We start from the raw sequence: 22,329 nt of genomic DNA on the forward strand, positions 1-22,329 counted from the left end.
AAACCGTTCTTGTAGAGCTCATCATTTGTGACAACATTGCGCTCGTAAACACAGACTTTACCAGGAGCAACGGCAAGAGTGTTCGACCCGTCGTTCCACTGCTCGCGAGACGCCTCAACCATATCGCCGGCACCGCACTCAATAAGCTGCACCTTCTCCACGCCAGTAGCCATTTCAAGAATATGCTCAAGCGTGTCATCAATCTCTTGAACAGCGACCATTCCCTCAGAGTCACCACGAGTCAGACGATAAACACGAAGGGTCTCAAAAATACCGGGATAAACTGTAAACTTATCGAAATCCACCATGGTGCAAACGGTGTCAAGATGCATGTAAGCATAGCCGTTGGGGATTTTAATAGCGTAAACGGTATCGATCTCAGAATTCCCAGATCCCCAGAACAAATTCTTTGCAAGCTCCTCAATCGCAGCCGCCTCAGTTCGCTGGCTAATTCCAATAGCCAAGGTATGAGCGTTAATGTTAAGCACATCACCGCCCTCGATATGCCAGGGATTCTTATGGTCGTACCAAATCGGAGTCCCTGCATAATCGGGATGGTATTTGAAAATCGCTTCATAGAAGGGCACTTCACGATCTCGCTGTTTCCAATACATATGGTGAAGCAGAACGCCTTTGCCCACAGAAGCAAGAGGATCGCGAGAGAAATATGAACTCGGAAGAGGCTTCAACACCAAATCATCGGGCTTCGCATCCTCATTATCCATCATGCTAAGCGTAGTCGAGACGCGAGGCAGCTCAAGGTCACGATAACGATACCCCCCCATAGCCTCAAGTACAAACTGATACGAATCTGAAATAGCGTCGAGCTTTTCACGAACAGCCTGCTCAAGCATAGGATTGACAATTCCGCTCTCAGCCATAAATGTATCGGTAAACTCAGCGCGAGCCGAGGGGCATGCATCCAGCGCTTCAGCAACGAGTTTCTCCATATAGAGAACTTCAACACCTTCGCTCCTCAGAAGATCCGCAAAGGCATCATGCTCCTTTTGAGCCACATCAAGATAGAAACAGTCGTGAATCCAGACATCCTCGAACTCTTCTGCCTTTACGTTCACAAGGTCACGATCGGGGCGGTGAAGCACAACTTTCTTGAGCTTACCAATCTCGCTGTGTACATTCAGTCCTTTAGGCATTCCTGTTACTCCATTTCAGCCATGAAACCTACAGGGCAATAAGTCCCGAGATTGCTACGAATACGATATTGATGAGCGACACGACCAAGAAGAATTTCCAAACGGTCTTCCACCACTGGCCAAGCTTGATCTTGCACACGCCCAAACCCGCTACAAGAATGGCGCTAGTAGGACAGATCAAAGACATCGTCGCGCTACCCATGGAGAGAGCCCACACGGCAGCCTCGGGATTAAGGCCCATGAGTTCGGTCAAAGGTCCAAAAATGGGAGCGGTCAGTGCTGCAAGGCCAGATGAGCTGGGAACCAGGATCGCCAGGAGGTTCTCAACCGCATAAAGAAGCGTAGTAAAGAGAACCGCCGGGATGCCGCCCAGACCAGTGGCGAGCGCATTGAGGATGGTATCGATGATCATGCCGTCAGAGGCAATGACAAGGATGCCACGCGCAAGTCCAACGACAATTGCCGAGAAAGCAAAGTCAGCGATACCCGCAACAAATTCCTGAGCGATGACGTCCTGACTAAAGCCCGCAATAACACCAGCCAACAAGCCCATGGCCAAAAAGACCGCAGAAATCTCGTTCATATACCAGCCCTGGGTCACAAGTCCCCAGATGATAAGGCACATTCCAGCGATAAATACCGCAAGCACGCCTTTTTGACGACCCGTAAATTCCGCATCAAGGGCAGATTCATCGGCAGCGAACTCGACTTTCTTGGCGATATCATCCTCAAATGTGATCGATGACTCAGGATTCTTCTTTACCCTTCGTGCATAGAGGACAACCCAAGTAATTGCAACGGCGGTCAAAACAACCCAGGCAATCATACGCAGCCACAGCTGGGGGTTGCCCTGAATACCAAGAATACCTTGCGCAATGAGAACATTAAACGGATTAATCGTTGAGGCGATGTAACCCGTGCGCGCTCCAACGAACACGACCATGAACGCCGTCATCGAGTCGAAGCCCATAGCCATCATAATTGGCATGAAGATCGCAAAGAACGGGAGAGTTTCTTCCGCCATGCCAAAGCTCGTTCCGCCCAATGCAAAGAGAACCATCGCAATAGGAATAATTAGAATGTCTTTGTTCTTAAAGCGGCGAACGACACGACCCATTCCGCTCGTGATAGCGCCCGTTTTAGTAATAACCTGAAACGAACCGCCCACAATCAAGATGAATGCAACGACCTCAATTGCCTCTTGTATACCGCGCGTTGGAGCCTGAAGAACATCGAAGACACCTTGTCTGAGATCTACTTCATCCCCGGTTTCCTCGTCAATATATGTCTTTTCACTCTGCTCATACGTACCTGCGACAGTGACTTCACGACCGTTCACCTCCTGACGCTGATAGGACCCAGAGGGAACAATCCACGTGAGAACAGCGAAGATGACCATAAGTGCAAAGATGATCGCATATACGTGCGGGACCTTGAACTGCTTGATGCCTTTCGAACTTTCCGCTGCCATATCTCCTCCTTCATTCCTTTTCCCATCGATCCAGCTGGCACCATAAATGTATGAGGTTGCTCAGCGGTGGTCGGGCAACCATCGCTATCGTGTCGCTTTTCACCTATGAACGGCAGCTAAAGTGACGTTATTAATCAATCTGATATTTTAAATTGATGTTATTTGTCAATTACATACGTCTTTTAACTTTTCCGCAACACAACAAGGAACCTGCCTTAGCCTTATATAAAAACCAGCAGGACAGGAGACAGGCATGCAAGGCATACACATAACAAATGAAATCGGTCATTTAAAAGCCGTACTTGTCCATCGACCGGGAGCTGAAACACAAAACTACCCTGATGCCGACTTCAGCCAAGTTTTCTCCCTGCGAAAATGGAGCGGTCGTTTTGACCTCGACAAAGCAATGTATGAGCACGATTCCATGGTTCAATTGCTTGAGAAGCATGGCGTAGAAACCATTGAAATTAGGGACCTTCTCGAAGACTCACTTGAAACTGAGCCCCAATCACTTAAATATTTTATTGATGACTACCTCCGTTGCAGCGGGGCAACAGGCAGAGAGTTCCTCGAGGCAATAACCCAGCTGTTTGAGAACGCTAAGAACACCCAGGAATTGGTGAATATAGTACTTAACGGCATTCGCTTTGGAGACACTGAGCTATGTTCAAACCAGTCGGAAACACTACGGGCGCTCGTGCACGAGCAATTTGATCCCGCCTCGCTCTTGGTCAATCCCCTCAACACGCTTTTTTTCACTCGTGATCCTGCTGTGGTAGTCGGAGACGGCATCATCCTAAATCATATGTATTGGCCTGAGCGTGATCGTGAGGTCGCCTTATACCGGCAGATATTCACCCACCACAAGATCATGGGAGAAACTCCAATATGTGATTTGAACAGGAGTAGCTACCATATAGAAGGCGGAGACATTATTGTTATCAGTGCTAAGACAATATTAGTTGGAATCTCTGACCGAACTGAACCCGCCGCCGTCGAGTCACTTGCCAAAGAGCTCCTGACCTCAAATAAATTCCAGACCACCGAGCTAATTGCGATTCGAGTCCCCTCTGACGGGCTGCGTATCCACCTCGATACGTTCATAAGTAGAATTGATCACGACGCGTTCCTCATCGATCGTGAGATATGCAATGCCGTTGATGCATACAGCATTCAACTAAAACGATCCGGAAGGGGCCTTACGATCACTCCTATCGATCGCACGATTCCGGAAATACTCTCTGCAGCCTGTTGCGAACCAATAAAAGTGATTGACTGCGGAGGCGGGAATCAAACCGCCTACGAAAGAGAACGCCGGAACAACGCAACGTCTATCCTTGCGCTCTCGCCAGGAAAACTATGCGTATATGAAGAAAACGTTTGGACCAACGAAGCGCTTGAGAAAGCAGGAATGGAATTATTCCCGCTATCCATTGACGAGCTCACCAAAGGCTATGGTGGCACAAACTGTCTATGCCTCCCTCTGTGGCGAGAGGATCTATAGCCATGGGCTTCGGGGCAAATATTCGTAAACTCCGCACCATGGAGCATCTTGGTCAGGCGCAACTTGCAGAGATGTTGGGGGTATCTAAAGAGACCGTTTGTCGTTGGGAAAAAAGTCGGTATGCCCCCCGTGAGCGCTATATTGAAAAGTTACAAGCGCTCTTCGGTTGCACCCGCGATGAACTTGTTGGCGAGGAAAACGGTTTGGCTGTAAAGCTCGCAAATAAAAGAATCGTCACCGACGAAGACCCTGCTATCCACGAAATGGAGGGTACATTTCCCGTCATCGATATCGAATCGCAAAAGCGCCGCATCACGCACGGCCAACAAAATGCTTGCGCGCCTGTAGACGTAGCCAAACGTCACCCACATAGCGTTTTCGTTAAAATCAAAGGCGACGAAATGTCCCGCATTTACCCTCCCGGCAGCTTACTACTTGTCGATACCACCGCAAAGCCTTGGAACGGCTGTGCTGTATTGGCGCTCGCAGACGGTAAAACACCGGTAATTAGGCGATTTGCAGAAGGAAACGACATGATTGTGCTGTCGTCCCATTCATATGCAACAGCAAGTCCGGATCTGATGTTTAACAAACGGAGGATTAGAATCATAGGAGTCGTCGTTTGGTATCAAGCGAGCCACGATCACACGCTTAATTAAATCGACTTTCCCAAAAACGACCGTACCGCACAGACAGCTCAAAGTCCCAGCCCAAATGAACTACTTTTTGGCGGCTTTGCGCTCGTCGCGGATGCGGGCGCGATCCATGGCCGCCTCGACCGCCGAGAAACGGCAGCCGCAGTAATTCTGCCGATACATGCCCAGCTCACGCGAACGGCGCGTAGCCTCGGGATAATACGGGCGAAAATCGCGAATCACCGGGGTGAGACCGCGGGCGGCAGCCAGACGCTCCAAAACATCATTGCAGGTATCGAACAGCTGATACGGCGAGACGGCGAGCGTCGTGCCCACAAACTCAAACCCGCGCTCCTGGGCCACGCGGCACGCCTCGGCCAAGCGCAGGGCATAGCACGAGCGACAGCGACGGGGCCGATCGGCACCCAGCGGGGCCACGCCGGCCTCCCAGCGCTCGCGGTCCTCCCCCGCCTCGATGAGCTCGATGTCGCCATCGGCACACCACCGGCGCAGCTCGTCCAGACGCCGCCGCCATTCATCGCGCGGTTGAATATTGGGATTGGTCCAGCAAATCGTGGGCTCAAACCCCTCCTCGCGCAGCAGGCGAACCGGCTCAAGCGAGCATGGTGCACAGCACGCATGCAGCAACAACGACTTCATCGACATCCCCGTCCCAGAAAACTCACCCCGACATCATGGCAGCTAAAATAGCCCCGTCCCAAAAAGACTACTTTGCGAAAAAGCGCACGCCAAAGGACGTATCCTCGCAGGCGACGATACGGCGGTCGCGCAAGATGGTCCGCACGTAATACCAGTCGCCCACACAGCCCGACAAATGCAAGCCGGCCGCCAGGTAGCACAGCAGCGGATGGCCCGAAAACGCAAACCCCAGGGCAAGCGTTGTCGTCACAACAACCGTCGGTGCCAGGCAAACTGCCACGTACCGCCGGCGAGAATACACAACGCCTTCGGCGCAGGCATAGATCATCGCTGTCTCGCGATTCGCCCCAAAGGTCACCTTCGCGCCCGCAGGCGCCAGCAGCTTAAAAAACACACCGTGCACCAGCTCGTGCACGGCGAACGACGCCATTGAGATCGCAGCCAAGCCGACTATCCAGCCCACGACCGCCGTCCAACCGCCCGCGTCAGCCGCATCCAGGTCCGCGGGTCCGCCCAGCAGCATAAACACCGGCACCAGGCACACGGCAAATGCGCCGAGCACGGCCATCCCCCACACAAAGCAGGCGTGCAGAAAATCCTCGTCCTCAAACGCATGTATGTTGGAAATCTCATTCATAGCATCTTAGGATAGCGCCCCTGCCACGTACCCGCCCGCATGTGCGATAATGTCGAACGATATGCACGAATTGACCACCGCGTCGCCAGGCCTTGCGCCCGGCCGCGCTCTCACCATATGCGAAGGAGTCCCATGGCATCCAAATACTCCATGAACGACCGTCCCAGCTGGCCTCGCCGCGCCCTTGTTACCGCCGGCGAGCCCTACGGCAACAAGGGCCTTCACTTTGGCCACGTTGGCGGCGTCTTTGTCCCGGCCGACTTCTTCGCCCGTTTCCTGCGCGACCGTCTGGGCCGCGAGAACGTCATCTTCACCTCGGGCACCGACTGCTATGGCTCGCCCATCATGGAAAGCTACCGCAAGCTCAAGGAGAACGAGGGCTACGACAAGTCCATCGGCGAGTATGTCGAGTCCAATCACTCCCGCCAAGCCGCGACCCTCAACAACTACAACATCAGCTGCGATATCTACGGCGGCTCGGGCCTTGAGCCGGCTGCGCAGATTCACAACGAGGTTACCGCCGAGATTATCGAGCGCCTGCACGAGCAGGGCACCATCTCCAAGCGCTCCACGCTGCAGTTCTACGACGCCAAGGCCGGCACGTTCCTCAACGGCCGCCAGGTCATCGGCCGCTGCCCCATCCAAGGCTGCAAGTCCGAGAAGGCTTATGCCGACGAGTGCGACCTGGGTCACCAGTTTGAGCCCGAGGAGCTCATCGCGCCCAAGAGCCAGCTCACCGGCGAGGTGCCCGAGCTGCGCCCGGTCGACAACCTCTACTTTGACCTGCCGGCCTACCTCGACTTTATGAAGACCTACACCGCCAAGCTCGCCCAGAACCCGCAGGTTCGCTCCGTGGTCTCCAAGACCATGGAGGAGTGGCTGCTGCCGGCACAGCTCTATATTCAGAACAAGTTCCGCGAGGCTTTCGATGCCGTCGAGGATCAGCTTCCCGAGCACACCGTGCTGGAGCCCGAGGGCAACAAGAGTAGCTTTACCGTCACCTTCCCCAGCTGGAAGGAGCGCGACGACGCCCACGCGGTGCTCGCCAACGGCGGCGTGCGCTTCCGCAGCGGCAAGGCGCTCGTGCCCTTCCGCATCACCGGCAACATCGACTGGGGCGTTCCGGTGCCCCAGGTCGACGGCGTTTCCGACGTCACCTGCTGGTGCTGGCCCGAGAGCCTGTGGGCGCCCATCAGCTACACGCGTACCGTACTCGCCCGCGACGCCCGCGCCGCCGGCGTGACCGAGGGTGTCGCCGCCCAGGACGCCGCCCTTATGGGCGAGCCCGCCGCCGACTCCACACAGGTGCCCGCGCCCACCTACCAGCACAGCTCGCTCGACTGGCGCGACTGGTGGTGCTCGGACGACGCACAGATCTACCAGTTTATCGGTCAGGACAACATCTACTTCTACTGCATCGCGCAGACCGCCATGTGGGAGGCCCTGGGCTGGGACCTCACGCAGAGCACCGTCAGCGCCTGCTACCACCTGCTCTACATGGGCAAAAAGGCCAGCTCGTCCTCGCAGACGCCTCCCCCGCCGGCAGACGACCTACTCAACCACTACACCTGCGAGCAGATGCGCGCGCATTGGCTGTCGCTCGGCCTGTCCGAGAAGCCGGTGAGCTTTAGCCCCAAGGCATACGACACGCGCGTGACCGGCAAGGACAAGGACGGCAACGAGGTGCGCGCCTGCGACGACAAGCGCGTTATCGACCCCGCCCTTAAGGAGAGCGCGCTGCTGACCGGCGTGTTCAACCGCCTGGCCCGCAGCTGCTTCTACGGCGTCGCCGTCAAGGAGGGCGACGAGAGTCCCTATCGCAACGGTTGCATCCCCGCCGGTGCCGCTTCTGACACCGTGGTCGAAGCCGCCCAGCAGGCAGCCCTCGCCTTTGAGCAGGCCATGTACAAGTTCGAGACGCACCGAGCGCTCGCTGTGTGCGACGACTACCTGCGCGCCGCCAACAAGCGCTGGAGCGATGCCTCCAAGGCCGCCAACAAGCTCGAGGGCGAGCCGGCCAACGCCGCCATGACGCAGGCCCTCGTCGACGCCTTTACCGAGCTGCGCGTAGCGACCGTGCTCATGCACGGCATCGTGCCGGCCGGCTGCGAGCTCATCTGCGAGTACTTCGACGTTGACCCGGTCGCCTTCTTTAGCTGGGATAACATCTTTGCCTCCACGGATGAGTTTGTGGAGAGCCTGGGCGAGAAGCCCGGCGAGCACCGCGTGAAGCCGCTGCCCCCGCGCTTCGACTTCTTTAGCAAGCACGAGAGCCAGTACTAAAGCACGCCAGCAGCGGCGTGCCCGGAAAGTAGTCAATTTGGAACGGGAAGGAAAGACGGATGTCCAAGCCGCGTCGTCGTAAGCAGAAAAAGCAGGTTAAGCCCGAGCTCAAGCTTAGGCAGTTTGCCTCCACCGAGCTTTCCGACCAGCTTGCCGCCCTTCCCTGCGCCGCCGACCTGCCGCGCTTTATGGTCGACACGGTCGCCGGCGCCTATGCGCCCGCCGATGCCGAGCTCATGATCGAGGGCTTCGGCGCCGCGGCCACACGCCCGGTCACGCTGCGCGCCAACACGCTCAAGGCGACCGCCGAGGACATCGCTGCGGCGCTCGGTGCCGCCGGCATCGCCCACAACCCCGTCGCTTGGTACCCAGACGCCTTTATCCTGCCCGAGGCCCAGGTTTCCGATCTGTGGGATCTCGACATCTACCGCGACGGCAAGATCTACCTACAGAGCCTGTCGTCCATGATGCCGCCTTTGGTGTTGGGCGCCCAGGCAGGCGAGGACATCCTGGACATGTGCGCAGCCCCTGGCGGCAAGACGACGCAGATCACCGCCCTCACCCAGGGCCAGGCGCATCTCACAGCCTGCGAGATGAGCATTCCCCGCGCCGAAAAGCTCGAGTCAAACCTCCATCGCCAGGGTGCCAAAAACGTGCCCGTCATGCGCATCGACGCACGCGAGCTCGACGAGTTCTTCCGCTTTGACCGCATCCTGCTCGACGCTCCTTGCACCGGCACAGGCACCGTCATCAGCGGCAACGAGAAAAGCCTGCGCGGCCTGACCGAGCAGCTGCTTGGCAAGTGCGCCCGCTCGCAGCGCGCGCTTCTGGACCGCGCCATGGGAGCCCTCAAACCGGGCGGCACGCTCGTCTATTCCACCTGTTCGATCTTGCCGCAGGAAAACGAGGACACCCTGCAAGAGGCCCTCGACAAGCATATGGACTGCGAGCTCATCCCCCTCGACGGCACGCCAAGCGAAAGTGAAGCACGCCGCGCCCAGGAAGCTGGTGAGGAGCCGCACATCGAGTCCAACGCCCTGACCGAGGCCATTGCTGCGAGTCAGGTATCGGCCATCGCCAACGGCCTGCCCGGCACGCTGACCATTCCGCCTAGCCGCGACTTTGAGGGCTTCTACATTGCCCTGATTCGAAAACGCAGCTAGCGCACGGATCCAAAACTCAACAAGCTATCTCTGTGCGCGTTTGCCCTGCTGGTCGCGATGCTGTTTAAGCATCGCGCGCTCCTTGCGTTCGGCCCCTTTGCCCTTAATGGCCGTGACCACAAAGTAGATGACCGCGGCGGCTACGATTGCGCCCACGCATAGGCCAATCGAGCCCAACATTGCCGAAAATTCCATACCGCGTCACCTCTCTTTTAAACGGGACTTTCAAGATAGCACCTCGATACCCGCCACCACAGCTCCTTCACGTTCGCCGGCCCTTCGGTCTAACGGATGGCGCGGCGGGGAAAAATCAACTCGTCAAACGATTTAGCATTCGCAATTCCGGCTGCATCGCGCCGGCCATCATCACATAGAATCGAGCCTCCATGGATACCCTCAACGATCTAAATGAGCGCGTCGACGCCTTCGTCGGCACCAGCTCCTTCGACACGCCTGCGGCGGCAAACGACCAAGCTCCCATCGATGTGCCCGCCGAGGTGCACGAGGACATCGTCGCCTCGGTCGATTTTTCCGAGGTCGAGCTCGCAGACGAGTTCGCCGAGCCCCAAGTAGCCGTCACGCCCAACGGTCTGCTCCCTATGGAGCCCCTGCCCATCGACGGACGCCTGCGCAAGGCTGCCCTTCGCATGCCCGACGAGATCGAGGAGGCCAGCGGCTTCACGCTCTTTGGCCGCCGCATCAAGTCGCTCATTTACACCACCGATGTCGCGGTTATCCGCAACTCCAACGCCGATGCCGTCTTTGCGGTCTACCCCTTCACGCCGCAGCCCGCCATTACGCAAGCGCTGCTGACCGTCGCCGAGTGCCCGGTCTTTGTAGGCGTGGGCGGTGGCACCACCACCGGTAAGCGCTCCGTGCAGATGGCAGCCGTCTCCGAGATGCAGGGCGCGGCGGGCTGCGTGGTCAACTCCCCCGCCACCGCCGAGATGGTCGAGCACATCACCAACATCGCCGACATCCCCGTCATCGCCACGGTCGTTCGTTGCGACGACGATGCTCACGCAAAGGTGCGCGCCGGCGCCAAGATCCTCAACATCGCAGCCGGCAAGAACACGCCGCAGGTCCTGCGCGAGCTGCGCGAGCACTATCCCAACCTGCCGCTCATCGCGCCGGGCGGCAAGACGCCCGAGAGCATTCGCGAGACCATCGCCGCCGGCGCCAACGCCATCATCTGGACGCCGCCTTCGGCCCAGCAGCTACAGACCGACATGATGCAGCGTTATCGCAAGATGAAGGAAGACGCCACGCCCGTTATTTCGCGCGACGATGTGCCCATTATCGACCAGGTCGCCGCCGCCGAGGTCAGCCAGGTCGAGAACATGAATCCCGACGTGCCGATTCCCGACGAAGTCATCGAGCGCGTCGCTTCGATCCACGAGCGCGTCGAGGAGCATCGCGCCAACCGCGGCCTCAAGCCGTCACTGCACGGCTTTTTCTTCCGCGGAAAGAAACGCTAGCCGCAACAGCAAGGCCCGCCCCACAAACGTGAGGCGGGCCGTTTTCGTTTGAGCAATCATGCAGCGACGTGATGGGGCAAATTAATCCACGCGCTTGTCGCCCATAAAGAAGAGCGCCACCGTACCAGGTCCGGTATGCGAGCCAATCAGAGTACCGATGTCATTGATCTCAATCTTGCCTTTAAGCTGCGGAACCTGTTCCTCAATCAGCGCCGCGACCGCCTCGGCATCCTCGCGGCACGCCGACTGCGACATGATGCACTTACCCGAATAATCCGCACCGTCCTGTACGTGTGCCATCATGGTCTTAGCCATCTCGGAAATCGCGCGCTTCTTAGTGCGAATCTTCTCACGTGGCGACAGCTTACCTTCGCAATCGACCGTCATAAGCGGGCAAATCTTAAGCGCCGTGCCGATGATCGCGCTCGCGGCCGAAATGCGACCGCCGCGCAGGTAGCTCGACAGATCGGTCGAGAAGAACCAGTGGTGCAGGTTGAGCTTGTGCTCCTCGATCCAGGCAGCCGTCTCGTCGAGTGAAGCCCCGCTATCGCGCACATCGGCGGCATATTCCAACAACAGGCCAAAGCCCGAAGACGCCGCCAGCGAATCGATGACGCGCACCTTGCCGCCCTCGGGATAGCGATCCGCAAGCATCTGCGCCGCGACGCAGGCCGATCCATACGTGCCCGAAATACCCGACGACAACGTCAGGTGCAGCACGTCTTTACCCTCGGCAACAAACGGCTCCCAAAACTCCTCGTACTCACCCACGCTCACCTGAGACGTCTTGGGCATGGCGCCCGCGGCAATCTGGGCAAAAAACTTGTCCGGCGTAATCGACTGATACAGATCGTCCGTATAGACAACATCGTCGATCTCGTAATGAAAACACACGACAGGGATATTGCGCGACGCAAAGAACTCACGGGTTCGGTCGGCGGCGGATTCACAGGTCAGGACAAAATCACTCATATGAGGCTCCTTACTCATTGCTGCGCAAATTATCGCACAGTGAGCCTACATACGGTACATATGTCCACTATTTACCAAATCGAACCAAAAATAGTGAACATCTTTACCACCATCGTCTCCACCGGCCCCACGCATAAATATCTGAAAAAACACCCTCTGTCGTCTCCACCCAACCGCCATATCTACCTCAACTAAATCGATTTACCAAACCGTTCAGCCGACAATTCAGCCGCTGGCGAAAAACCGAAACAAAAGCGGCGCATACTGATAAACGTTTGACGCTGTTTATCAGTTTTACCAACCCCATCGGAAGGTGTTTCATGGTCGCATTCGATCGCAATCCGCAAGACTTTAAGTATCTGCGCCTTCTGTCGAGACAGTTCCCCACCGAACAATCCGCATTTACCGAAATTATCAACCTCTCGGCCATCCTCAACCTACCCAAGGGCACCGAGCATTTTATGAGCGACGTGCATGGTGAGTACGAAGCCTTTATGCACATCCTCAACAACTGCTCGGGCGTCGTGCGCGAACATGTCGACGAGATCTTTGGCGACACGCTCTCCTTTGACGAAAAGGGCGAGCTGTGTACGCTCATCTACTACCCGCGCGAGAAGATCGACCTGGTCCGCAGCCGGCGCGAGGACTCGCCAACCTGGTACAAGACGATGCTTGACCAGCTCATCATGGTCGCTCGCTCACTTTCAAGCCGCTACACGCGCTCCAAGGTGCGTAAGGCCATCCCGCGCGACTACGCCTACATCATCGACGAGTTGTTGCACACGCACCCGGACGAGAACAACTATCGCGTGCGCTATCACGAGCGCATCGTGGAGTCCATCCTGGAGACCGCCAGCGCCGACGACTTTATCGAGTCGCTCGCCTCGCTCATCAAGCGCCTGGCCGTCGACCACCTGCACCTGGTGGGCGACATCTTCGACCGCGGCGGCGGCGCGGCCAAGATTATGGACCGTCTGCTCACCTACCATTCACTCGACATCCAGTGGGGCAACCACGACTTGCTGTGGATGGGCGCTGCGGCCGGTGAGCCCGCCTGCATCGCCACGGTGTTGCGCAACAACCTGCGCTACGACAATTACGAGATCCTGGAGAACGACTACGGCATCTCGCTGCGTGAGCTTGTCGCCTTTGCCGATGCCACCTACACCGCCGGTGAGTCCATCACCCCGCTGATCAAGGCCATCAACGTGCTGCTCTTTAAGCTCGAGGGCCAGATTATCCAGCGCCACCCCGAGTTCGATATGACCGACCGCCTGTTACTCGACAAGATCGACCACGACACCGGCACGGTCACGCTCGCCGACGACAGCGTGTGGCCGCTCACGACCAACGACTTCCCCACCGTCGACCCGGCGGACCCCTACACGCTCACGTCTCAGGAGCAGCACATCATCGACAAGCTCATGTCAGAGTTTGTCACCGCCGATCACCTGCATCGCCATATCGATTTCCTCTATTCCCACGGCTCGATTTACAAGGTCGCCAACGGCAACCTGCTCTTCCACGGCTGCGTTCCGCTCAACGAAGACGGCACCTTTAGCAGCATGAACTGCCTGGGCACCTGGCACGCTGGCCGCGATTATCTCGATTTTTGCGACCACATCGCCCGCCGCGCGTGGCGCGTGGGCGACCGCGATGCCCTCGACTGGATGTGGTACCTGTGGATTGGCTTCAATTCACCCGCCAGCGGACGCCTGGTGCGTACCTTTGAGCGCGCCTATATCGCCGATAAGAGCACCTGGGTCGAGCCGATGGACCCGTACTTTACGCTTACCAAGTCGCCCTCGGTCTGCGATGATATCATGCGCGAGTTTGGCGTCGCGGCCATGGCATGCTCGCCGACCGGCCACATCATCAACGGCCACACGCCCGTTAAAACCACCAAGGGTGAGCAGCCCATCCGCGCCGAGGGCAAGCTACTGGTCATCGATGGCGGCTTCTGCCGCGCTTACCATCCCAAGACGGGCATCGCCGGCTATACGCTCATCTCGAGCTCGCGCGGCTGCCGCCTCAAGTCGCACCGGGCCTTTACGACGGTTGCCGAGGCACTCACGCGCAACGTGGACATCGAGAGCGAGACCAACCGTTTTGACCAAGCAGACCGTCGCCGCATGGTGAGCGACACCGATACTGGCGCCAAGATTCGCAGCCAGATCCAGGACCTGCGCCAGCTGCTCGATGCATATAGAAACGGTGCTATCGAGGAGCGCGCCTAGCACCACCCGCGGGGATTGGCTAAACTTGCTAAGTTTGTCATCCCCGCGGCGCTTCGGCGCCAGCTTAAGGCAGGTACCATGCAAAAGCTCCTTGCGCAGATTATGAAATTTGGCGTCGTCGGTGTCATTGCCACGGTTATCGACTTTGGCATTATGAATCTGCTCCACTACGGTCTGGGCCTCAACATCCTAATCGCCAACACCAGCGGCTTTATCATCTCACTCATCTTTAACTACCTCGCAAGCATGAAATACGTGTTTGCGCACAAGGAAGGCATGAGCCGCCGCCGCGAGTTCATCATCTTTGTCGTGCTGTCCGTGATCGGTTTGGTGCTCAACGATGGCATCGTGCTGGCGCTCAACGCCGGCCTGGGACTCGAGGCCAATATCGCCAAGATCTGTGCCACCGCGCTTGTCATGGTCTACAACTTTGTGACCCGAAAAATCTTCCTGGAGGGCGACGAGACAAAATAGCTCGAAACCCCTGTAGCATTACGGCGCCCACGGACGACGCGCACTCAGCGCAGTATCGTCCGTGGGTGTCGCTCGTTTACGGGCAAATTTTCAACGTTTGCGGATTAGCTCTTGAAAATTTGGCGAGTTCATATAGTTCTTGGCAAAGACCTTACGTTTCCCTTGTAAAAGCTCTAAAGTATCCTCTGCTCGATTCATCAACGCATTGGATGTGATTACGTGCGCAAGGCGCTGGCACAACCTCATACCAAGCAGTTCCTCAAGTTTGCCGTCGTGGGTCTTATCTCCTTTGGCATCGACTGGGGCATGCTCATTGCGCTCGTCGAGCTGTTCCACCTCGACTTTTTGATGAGCACCACGGTTTCGTTTATCACGTCCGTCGTGGTCAACTACTGGCTCAGCATGAAGTACGTGTTCGACCACCGCGAAGGCATGAGCCGCAAGCGCGAGTTCACGATCTTCACCATCCTGTCGGTGATCGGCCTGGGCCTCAACGACCTGTACATGTTTGTGGGCGTCACGTTTTTGAGCATCGGCTACCAGGCCATGAAGGCCATCGCCACATTCCTCGTCACCTGGTACAACTACTTCAGCCGCCGCTTCTTCCTCGAGGGCGCACGGTCGTAGTCGATTCACTATTTGCTTGAATGTATAACCGGTTGGAATTCCCGTTCCAACCGGTTTTTTTGTTTGCCGAGAGACCCGGCGATCCAGTCCCATTCGCATGAAAAACGGGCGGCTCGGATGTTGGTCCGAACCGCCCGTCTGGCGCGCTATGTCGAGGCCTCTAGTCTGTAACGTAATACCAGACTACGTTGTCGCCGTTTGAGAGAACGTAGTTACTACAGGCCGTCATGGGCGTTGTGCCGTTGACGGAATACATCCAGCCGCTCGTGCCGCCGTACTGTTTCTCGGCCAAACCACCAATCGCAGAAACATACGTGCCGTACGATGAGCCGTGTGCGTTGACAGAAAGGCCCAGCGCGCACAGGGCATCGTAAACGGTGGCGCCTTCGTTAAAGGTAAAGGTGCCGCCAGAAGACACAGGATTGCCCACAGCGCTCGATGTGACCGAAACCGTCACCGTTACGTAGTTGGACTCCTGCGAGCCGCCCTGTCCGCCCGAGGGAGCGCTTCCGCCATTAGAGCTGGAGGCCCCATCAGACGACTGACCGCCGCCCGAAGAAGCACCGCCAGACACATTGGGAGTAACGCCGGCTCCCGTATTCTGGGCAGCGGATTTATCTCCAGACTTCTTGCCGCCCTGACCATCGGACTTCTTGCTATCCGAGCTTTTATGCGATTCCTTGTCCGAAGACTCAGAATCGTCCTTGCCGTCGTTCGAACCCTTGGACTCGTCTTTTGCATCATTCGATGACTTGGAATCCTCGGAACTGGCCTCGCCCGAAGTCGTAGTCGAGCCAGACGCCCTGGTGTCCTTGGTGACGACGCTCTCCCCCGTCACGGTCTGAATGATCCAGTCGATGGACCAGGCACCGCTTGTGGAAGGATGGACGAAACCCAGCGAGACGACGATCAGAATGGTGCACGCGGCAGTCAGAACGCCAAGGAGCGCCTTGCGACGAGGGGCGGACGCCGCCGAAGCGGCGCCCTGTTGCTTTGCATCGTCGAACTGAATGAACGAGGAATCTGGTTGCTTAGGGTCAGCGTCCTTGGATTTATTGGACACAGCCCTCACCTACCGACGTTTGGTGAACACGAACACGCCGACGATGGCGAGACCGATGACGCCGGCGGCGATGCCAACGATGGCGAGCGGATTGGTGCCAGTCTCCTGCTCGGAAGCACCAGAGGACTTCTTAGCAGTGGTCGTGGAAGCAGCACCCGTATCGGACTTGGAATCGGACTTCTTGTCGGACTTGCTGTCCTTCTTGTCAGACTTCTTGTCAGACTTCTTCTCGTCCTTCTTATCGGACTTATCGGAGTCCTTCTTGTTGGGCTTGTTGTCCTTGGTCTCGGTCTTGGTCGACACCGTCGTCTTGGTCATCGGCTTATGACCCGGAGCGACAGCGCCGCCAGCCTGCTGGCCCTTCGTGCCGGAGCCGGAACCCGTGCCCGTGCCAGCGCCAGCACCGGAACCGTTGCCAGCGCCACCATTGCCGCCATTGGAGCCAGAACCGCCATTACCGCCAGGCTTAACGGCATTCTTGGTCCACTTGGCATACAGCGTCAGATCGGCCGTTACCGGCGTACTGAAGTCATACGCCTGCGTGCAAGCCTCATCGGTATACCAGCCGCCGAAAGTGTAGCCATCGCGCGTCGGATCGGCCGGCTTGACCAGCTTGCCATCGGCCGTAGCAACAAACTTAGTGTCGCAAGCAGACCCGCCGTTGGAATTAAAGGCAACCGTCCAAGACTCGACAGCCCCCAGCTTGAACAGAGTACCCGAATCATTGATGTAGTACAGGTTGCCAGATGCATCGGTAATGACCGGAGAGTCGCAGTGCTGGTAATGGCCAGCCGCATCATAAATCTGCGTCGCCTCTGCATCGCCGAGCATATAGCGATACACGCCACCACCAGCAGAGTAGTTAACGTAATCCTTGCTATCCGCGCTGTTAACGGTGAAGTACACATAGGTCTTGCCGCCCTGAACACTCACCAGCGGAGTAGCAGCAATACCGTTAAATCCGGCCGGCAGTTCTTTACCGTCAGCAGCGGTGACCATCGTGGTTTTACCGGTCTTCAGATTATAGAAAGCCAGAGCAGAGCCAGTAGCCGTCTGTCCGCCGACAATCAAGTTTTCGCCAGCCACCGCCGGTGCGCTCATGTTATTCGTAAGACCCAGGTCGACCGTCTTCTGCTCGCTCAGTACGCCCTTCGCCGAAAGCGAAATCACATGGAGCTTTCCATCGTGCGTCATCTGATAGAAGGTCGAACCATTGGACGGATCGGCGACACAGTCGGCGTTCGCGAGAGCGCCGAGCTTCATGGTCGAAACGACATCGCCCGTCGTCTTATCAATGCACTTAAGCGTGCCCGCGCTCGTAGGAACAATGGCATACTTATCCGTCAAAGCCGCACCAGTCCAGTAATAGCCCTCGGCAGGGTCGATGTTCTGCCAAGAAACTTCGCCCGTGGCAATCTTAATGCGCGAAAGGGAGCCGTTGCCGTAGGTCGCGTTGTAATTCTCGTCATACGAAATATCGACCGTACCAACATAGACGTACTCGCCGTCCGAAACGACGGTGCAGGAGCTCTGCGTCAAGTCCGTCAAACCGGGCGTCAGCCACTTGCAGATCAGCTTGTCTGCAGTAATCGCCTGGACCGCACCGCCGTTGAGCGGAACGATGATAAGGCCATTGGTATAGATCGGACGAGAGGTATAGCTCACCTTGGAGGCAAGCGGCGCAGAGGCAACCTTTTTGCCCGTGGACGAATCGATCTTAATGAGCTCGTTCTCGGTCGCGATGTACACAAAGCCGTTAGCAATGACAGGCTCGCTGCAGTTGGCATACTGCTGACCAGACTCGGCCTTCCAATCGAAGGCCCACTTAAGACCGGCGGCCTGCGCAGGCGTCTTGGCATCCGTTACGGTCGAACCGTTGCCACTGTTGCCGTAGCCGGCCCACTCGGCATCCCAATCAGGAGTCGTCGCGCTCGGATCCACGACAATCTTGTCGGGATCGGGCATGGGCGAATTTTCGGTGGTATAGGCAAGCGTGACCTTATCGCCGCTCTTGAGCGTAATCTGATTGGCGCAAAGTAAGGAGGGCTCTCCGTTGATATACAGATGCCAATATTTATTGGTCGCAGCATCCCAACCATACGGTTTGTGATCAAACGGCGAAGTAATGGAATTCAGGAACCAGTACTCACCACTCTGGGAGCCGTTGTACGCAACGCCCTTGGCCTTCAGAACTGCCTCAATAAGGTTCTGGGCCGTGGAGCCTTCGGGCAGAGAAACATTGCTTGCCGTGCCCCAACGCGTATTGTTCCCGTTGACATCGGGACCGATAACATCGACAGAACCAAGAACCTGGCCAGGAAGGGCACCGGCGTCAGCACCATACATAAAGGTGACGGCGTCACCCTCTTGGAGCTCGTAGGCACCGGCGCCAACGTCGGCGAACTTGCCATTTACGTAGAAGCGCCAATAGCTATTGGTCGCAGCATCCCAGCCATAGGACTTACCATCGAACGGCGAAGTAATGCCGTTGAGGAACCAGCCCCAAGGCGATTCGCCAGCATCGAGAGTAAGGCCGGTCTGCTCAAGGAGATCCTTAGCAGTGGAGCCTGCCTTGAGGCTCGTCTGGCCCGTCGAAGCCCAAACCTGCTGCTTGCCGTCCTTGTCCTTACCAAGTACCTGAACAGAAGCATGAACAGAATCAGAGGGCAACTGGTCGCCCCAGCCACCGTAGAACCACGTAACGGTATCGCCAGCATGAATGGTGACATTGTCTGCCGTGTAGTCGCTCGACTTGCCGTTGATGAACAGCTGCCAATAGGTCGAATAATCTTGGGGCGTACCCAGCTCAACGCCGTTGTACTTAAGGCTCAGAATGAAGGAGCCCGCAGCAACGGCGTCAATATCATTCGCCTCGAGCGCGACCTTCGTAAGGTCAAGCGCGCTCGAGCCGGACGTCACCACATACTGCGCGTTATCGACCCAAGTCTGAGTCTTGCCCTGGGCATCGCGACCAATGACGGTCACATTTGCGGCAACCTGGTCCTTAACGACAGGGGACGAGCTACCAGCCGTATAGGCAAACTCAATCTTCTGCCCCTGGGTGAGCTTGACGCTGCTCGCGCCAACCGAGGAAGACGCGCCGTCGACGAACAGCTGCCAGAAGGCATAAGTCGTCGGATCGTAGGCGAGCGTGCGGCCATCGCTCGGGGATGTGATGCTTTCGAGGTAGAAACCGTATGCCGTGTTCGGATCGTACTTCGCCTTGAAGCCCGTCTTCTCCTGCAGCTTAATGAAGGCATCCGCAGCCGTCGCGCCCTCATCGAGCTTGAGCTGCGTAGGTGCCACCCAGGTCTGAGCCTTGCCGTCGGCATCGGTGCCGATAATCGAGAACGAGACCTCGACTTGCTTCTTGGCGACATCGCCGGTTTCTGTCGGGTTCTCTGTCTGGACGGCAGTCGCGGCGGCAGATCCTGCTTGGCCAGCGGATGCCGTCGAAGACTGCTCGCTCGTGGCAGGGCTCTCCCCCGTCGCCGAGCCTTCGTCGCCAGTTGCTGCCTCTGTTGTGGCGGCACTGGCTGCAGGCGCGCTCCCGGAATCCGAAACCTCGGCGCCGCTCTGCTCAGCGGTACCGCCCGCAAGCGCTGCGTCCTCGCCTGGCGTCGTAGCCTGAGCCACAGCGTCGGTAATGCCCTCGGCACCCTCGGCCCACAGCTGAGCCGGCGTGGTGCTGAAGGCCATCGCGAAGGCCAGGAATGCCACCAGGCCGCGCTTGGCTACGCCGCGCGCGATTACGCCACGGCGACGAAGCGAGGCACGCTGGCACTCGTCCTCAAACATATCCATTTGTCTCCTACTGTCTGTACTTGGAGCGTTGCCTTGAAGCTGCCCCACGTCATCGCGCATGTTGCGCTCGAGTTCCCCCATCGGGGTCCCCCTTCCCTCCAGAGCCCTATGCACACCGGCGGCATACGCCGCAGCCGCATGCAAGATGGGAGGCGATCCGACTTAACCTTAACGACTCGGGCGCGCCGTCCGATCTGCGACGCGAACATCCCGAGCCAAGAGGAATTACGGTTACTGGTACAGCCGGGGACTTGCACCCCGATTCTCCCAAACGCGCAGGAAAACCGCGCATTCGTGCGTCTCCGCACCACCATCTAGGCCATCGATTAAAACCGTCAATATGCTATCACGCAAAAGGGCCTCGCACGCAGGCGAAGCCCAAGGTAAAAGCTATTGTTTGCGATAGGAAAATGCGGTGACGGCCGCAGCCTCTAGTGCTTGCCGCCGTGACTGTTGAGCCAGATATTGCGACCCAGCATAAGCGCCAGCACCAGCGCGCTCACGTAGCCCATAAAGCCAATGACTGGGATACCAAACACAACCGGCTCGATGCGTGCGTAGTACACCACCGACGAACCGATAAACAGGCCGGCGATAACGATAGCCATCGACATGCGGTCGATAATTCCGCCCAGCTGTCGCAGCGCCTTATCGCTGCTCATGATCTGCGTGTTTACCTTAAGCTGGCCGCGCGTAAGCATACGCGAAGCCAAGCCCAGATACTCGGCCGCCTCGAGCGAGCCTTTTGCCGCGCGATAGCTGCTCGCGGCAAGATCGCGGCTCATCTCGCGCATGCGGGCGTAGGTGCTCTTCTCGTTTTTGATGTGCGTCTGGATGATCTGGATCATGTTGACGTTGGGCATGTACTCGGTCAACAGGCCCTCGAGCGTCACCATGCCGCGGGCGAACATCGTCACCACGCTCGGCAGCTCAACGTCATTTTTGCGCGCGAGGTTTAACAGCGAAGTCAAAAACTCGCCGATATCCAGGTCTTTAAGGTCGAGCCCGGCAAAGTCGGCAACAATAAAGTCCAAGTCGGACAAAAAGGCCGAATGGTCAAGCTCGGCCGAATCGCCGCGCGTCACGGCAAAGCGCATGAGCGAATCCTTGAGCTTGGGCACGTCACCCTCGGCCACGGCGAAAATCATGTCTTTGACGATACCGCGATCATGGCTCGACATACGTCCGACCATACCCAAGTCGATAAAGTAGACAATACCGTCCTTGAGGATGATGTTTCCCGCATGCGGGTCGGCATGGAAAAAGCCGTCGTCGAGCACCTGCGTCGAGTAGTCCTCGACAATCGCGGCACCGATCTTTTCCAAGTCATAGCCCTCGACCACCAAGCGTTCAGGATCGGCGATCGAAATGCCGTCGACGTAGTCCATAACCACCACGTGCTCGGTGCACAGGTCCAGATAGGATTTAGGGCACGTCACGCCATGAACGCTCTTATGGAACTCGTAGAAGTCGTTGAGGTTTTTGGCCTCGGCCAAAAAGTTGGTCTCCTCGCGAAACGAGGTCCACAGCTCCTCGACTACGCCGTGCAGGTCAACGAATTGATCGGTGTTGACGAACTTGGAAACGATACGCACCACCGAGCGGATGATATCGATGTCCTGTGCCATAACCTGCTGCGCACCGGGGCGCTGAACCTTGACGGCCACGTCCTCGCCCGTCACCAGACGAGCGCGATGTACCTGTGCGAGCGATGCGCTACCAAGCGGATTGGGGTCGATCGCATCGAACATCTCCCCCAGGCGCAGGCCGTATTCTTCTTCCAGACAGCTGAGTACGACCTCGTACGGCACCGGCTCCACGTCGGAGCGCAGACGACGCAGCTCGTCGCAAAAGCGCTGCGGCAGAATCTCGGACCGGTTGGCCAAAATCTGCCCCATCTTGACGAACATGGGGCCGAGTTCCTCGAGCAGGCGGCGCAAACGAACCGGCGTGAGGTTATCCCACACGCGGTACTTTTTGACCAGGCGTACAATCTGCCCAATGCGTTCGCGACGACCCGCCGGCGTGAGCTGGTATTCCTCGTCCGGCGCCATCGCGTCGGGCTCCTCGGGCACCATATCGACGGCGCGCGGCTTCTTGCGAGCGCCCGAGACGGCGGCGTCGACCTCATCGACAACCGCCGCCTCGTCACCCAAGGGATCTAGAT

General features: G+C 57.5%; 17 protein-coding genes. 8 read left to right on the plus strand and 9 right to left on the minus strand.

From position 1 onward, the window contains the following. Together ABHR63_RS08660 and ABHR63_RS08665 are read right to left on the minus strand one after the other, a co-directional pair. The coding region (locus ABHR63_RS08660) for an arginine deiminase (RefSeq protein WP_346965973.1) at positions 1 to 1,154 on the minus strand (1,154 nt) is incomplete at its 3' end. A 28-nt stretch (positions 1,155 to 1,182) separates the two neighbouring features. Continuing rightward, the gene (locus ABHR63_RS08665; RefSeq protein ID WP_035137320.1) at positions 1,183 to 2,625 is read right to left on the minus strand and encodes a YfcC family protein; all 1,443 of its coding nucleotides are present in this window, start codon (positions 2,623 to 2,625) and stop codon (positions 1,183 to 1,185) included. Between the two features lie 253 nt (positions 2,626 to 2,878). Between ABHR63_RS08665 and ABHR63_RS08670 the strand changes: the two genes are divergently transcribed. Together ABHR63_RS08670 and ABHR63_RS08675 are read left to right on the plus strand one after the other, a co-directional pair. After that, positions 2,879 to 4,129, plus strand: coding sequence for an arginine deiminase (locus ABHR63_RS08670; protein ID WP_117637309.1), 1,251 nt, complete (start codon positions 2,879 to 2,881; stop codon positions 4,127 to 4,129). 2 nt (positions 4,130 to 4,131) lie between these two features. Beyond that, positions 4,132 to 4,788, plus strand: coding sequence for an XRE family transcriptional regulator (locus ABHR63_RS08675; RefSeq protein WP_158551273.1), 657 nt, complete (start codon positions 4,132 to 4,134; stop codon positions 4,786 to 4,788). A gap of 60 nt (positions 4,789 to 4,848) precedes the next feature. Here the strand turns inward: ABHR63_RS08675 and ABHR63_RS08680 are convergent, their stop codons facing one another. Together ABHR63_RS08680 and ABHR63_RS08685 are read right to left on the minus strand one after the other, a co-directional pair. Further along, positions 4,849 to 5,424, minus strand: a complete 576-nt coding sequence (locus ABHR63_RS08680) for an epoxyqueuosine reductase QueH (protein ID WP_089572108.1) — start codon at positions 5,422 to 5,424, stop codon at positions 4,849 to 4,851. Positions 5,425 to 5,491: 67 nt separating this feature from the next. Further along, complete coding sequence (locus ABHR63_RS08685) at positions 5,492 to 6,061, minus strand: DUF3267 domain-containing protein (protein ID WP_346965117.1); 570 nt, start codon at positions 6,059 to 6,061, stop codon at positions 5,492 to 5,494. Positions 6,062 to 6,193: 132 nt separating this feature from the next. Between ABHR63_RS08685 and ABHR63_RS08690 the strand changes: the two genes are divergently transcribed. Both ABHR63_RS08690 and ABHR63_RS08695 read left to right on the plus strand, forming a co-directional pair. Further along, complete coding sequence (locus ABHR63_RS08690) at positions 6,194 to 8,344, plus strand: methionine--tRNA ligase (RefSeq protein WP_346965118.1); 2,151 nt, start codon at positions 6,194 to 6,196, stop codon at positions 8,342 to 8,344. Between the two features lie 59 nt (positions 8,345 to 8,403). Further along, complete coding sequence (locus ABHR63_RS08695) at positions 8,404 to 9,507, plus strand: RsmB/NOP family class I SAM-dependent RNA methyltransferase (RefSeq protein ID WP_346965119.1); 1,104 nt, start codon at positions 8,404 to 8,406, stop codon at positions 9,505 to 9,507. A gap of 24 nt (positions 9,508 to 9,531) precedes the next feature. Here the strand turns inward: ABHR63_RS08695 and ABHR63_RS08700 are convergent, their stop codons facing one another. Then, on the minus strand, positions 9,532 to 9,702 hold the full coding sequence (locus ABHR63_RS08700) for a hypothetical protein (protein WP_346965120.1): 171 nt from the start codon (positions 9,700 to 9,702) through the stop codon (positions 9,532 to 9,534). Between the two features lie 191 nt (positions 9,703 to 9,893). Here ABHR63_RS08700 and ABHR63_RS08705 point away from each other — a divergent pair, with 191 nt between their 5' ends. Further along, positions 9,894 to 10,985, plus strand: a complete 1,092-nt coding sequence (locus ABHR63_RS08705; protein WP_055250887.1) for a beta/alpha barrel domain-containing protein — start codon at positions 9,894 to 9,896, stop codon at positions 10,983 to 10,985. Positions 10,986 to 11,066: 81 nt separating this feature from the next. Here ABHR63_RS08705 and ABHR63_RS08710 read toward each other — a convergent pair whose 3' ends face one another. Further along, the gene (locus ABHR63_RS08710) at positions 11,067 to 11,957 is read right to left on the minus strand and encodes a DegV family protein (RefSeq protein WP_346965121.1); all 891 of its coding nucleotides are present in this window, start codon (positions 11,955 to 11,957) and stop codon (positions 11,067 to 11,069) included. A gap of 320 nt (positions 11,958 to 12,277) precedes the next feature. On the opposite strand from ABHR63_RS08710, the gene ABHR63_RS08715 reads away from it, so the two are divergent. The 3 genes from ABHR63_RS08715 to ABHR63_RS08725 all read left to right on the plus strand — a co-directional run bounded on the left by ABHR63_RS08715 (position 12,278) and on the right by ABHR63_RS08725 (position 15,295). After that, positions 12,278 to 14,194 (plus strand): fructose-1,6-bisphosphatase, encoded by a 1,917-nt coding sequence (locus ABHR63_RS08715; protein WP_346965122.1) that lies wholly within the window; start codon positions 12,278 to 12,280, stop codon positions 14,192 to 14,194. Positions 14,195 to 14,272: 78 nt separating this feature from the next. After that, positions 14,273 to 14,668, plus strand: coding sequence for a GtrA family protein (locus tag ABHR63_RS08720; RefSeq protein ID WP_022095122.1), 396 nt, complete (start codon positions 14,273 to 14,275; stop codon positions 14,666 to 14,668). 219 nt (positions 14,669 to 14,887) lie between these two features. Then, the gene (locus ABHR63_RS08725) at positions 14,888 to 15,295 is read left to right on the plus strand and encodes a GtrA family protein (protein WP_022095123.1); all 408 of its coding nucleotides are present in this window, start codon (positions 14,888 to 14,890) and stop codon (positions 15,293 to 15,295) included. A 160-nt stretch (positions 15,296 to 15,455) separates the two neighbouring features. Here ABHR63_RS08725 and ABHR63_RS08730 read toward each other — a convergent pair whose 3' ends face one another. From ABHR63_RS08730 to ABHR63_RS08740, 3 genes are all read right to left on the minus strand, one after another. Further along, complete coding sequence (locus ABHR63_RS08730) at positions 15,456 to 16,358, minus strand: DUF4430 domain-containing protein (protein WP_346965123.1); 903 nt, start codon at positions 16,356 to 16,358, stop codon at positions 15,456 to 15,458. 9 nt (positions 16,359 to 16,367) lie between these two features. Continuing rightward, a complete protein-coding gene (locus ABHR63_RS08735; protein ID WP_346965124.1) occupies positions 16,368 to 20,162 on the minus strand; it encodes a DUF4430 domain-containing protein in 3,795 nt (1,264 codons plus the stop codon). 431 nt (positions 20,163 to 20,593) lie between these two features. Continuing rightward, positions 20,594 to 22,216 (minus strand): ABC1 kinase family protein, encoded by a 1,623-nt coding sequence (locus ABHR63_RS08740; RefSeq protein ID WP_430392756.1) that lies wholly within the window; start codon positions 22,214 to 22,216, stop codon positions 20,594 to 20,596. Positions 22,217 to 22,329: the final 113 nt, after the last annotated feature.

Source organism: Collinsella aerofaciens, assembly GCF_039752775.1.
Taxonomy (GTDB): Bacteria; Actinomycetota; Coriobacteriia; order Coriobacteriales; family Coriobacteriaceae; genus Collinsella; species Collinsella aerofaciens_R.

Bases quoted from the DNA above. Each gene is read 5' to 3' on its own strand.
- ABHR63_RS08665 (WP_035137320.1), bottom strand. From the start codon at position 2,625: ATGGCAGCGGAAAGTTCGAAAGGCATCAAGCAGTTCAAGGTCCCGCAC.
- ABHR63_RS08670 (WP_117637309.1), top strand. From the start codon at position 2,879: ATGCAAGGCATACACATAACAAATGAAATCGGTCATTTAAAAGCCGTA.
- ABHR63_RS08675 (WP_158551273.1), top strand. From the start codon at position 4,132: ATGGGCTTCGGGGCAAATATTCGTAAACTCCGCACCATGGAGCATCTT.
- ABHR63_RS08680 (WP_089572108.1), bottom strand. From the start codon at position 5,424: ATGAAGTCGTTGTTGCTGCATGCGTGCTGTGCACCATGCTCGCTTGAG.
- ABHR63_RS08685 (WP_346965117.1), bottom strand. From the start codon at position 6,061: ATGAATGAGATTTCCAACATACATGCGTTTGAGGACGAGGATTTTCTG.
- ABHR63_RS08690 (WP_346965118.1), top strand. From the start codon at position 6,194: ATGGCATCCAAATACTCCATGAACGACCGTCCCAGCTGGCCTCGCCGC.
- ABHR63_RS08695 (WP_346965119.1), top strand. From the start codon at position 8,404: ATGTCCAAGCCGCGTCGTCGTAAGCAGAAAAAGCAGGTTAAGCCCGAG.
- ABHR63_RS08700 (WP_346965120.1), bottom strand. From the start codon at position 9,702: ATGGAATTTTCGGCAATGTTGGGCTCGATTGGCCTATGCGTGGGCGCA.
- ABHR63_RS08705 (WP_055250887.1), top strand. From the start codon at position 9,894: ATGGATACCCTCAACGATCTAAATGAGCGCGTCGACGCCTTCGTCGGC.
- ABHR63_RS08710 (WP_346965121.1), bottom strand. From the start codon at position 11,957: ATGAGTGATTTTGTCCTGACCTGTGAATCCGCCGCCGACCGAACCCGT.
- ABHR63_RS08715 (WP_346965122.1), top strand. From the start codon at position 12,278: ATGGTCGCATTCGATCGCAATCCGCAAGACTTTAAGTATCTGCGCCTT.
- ABHR63_RS08720 (WP_022095122.1), top strand. From the start codon at position 14,273: ATGCAAAAGCTCCTTGCGCAGATTATGAAATTTGGCGTCGTCGGTGTC.
- ABHR63_RS08735 (WP_346965124.1), bottom strand. From the start codon at position 20,162: ATGGATATGTTTGAGGACGAGTGCCAGCGTGCCTCGCTTCGTCGCCGT.
- ABHR63_RS08740 (WP_430392756.1), bottom strand. From the start codon at position 22,216: ATGGCGCCGGACGAGGAATACCAGCTCACGCCGGCGGGTCGTCGCGAA.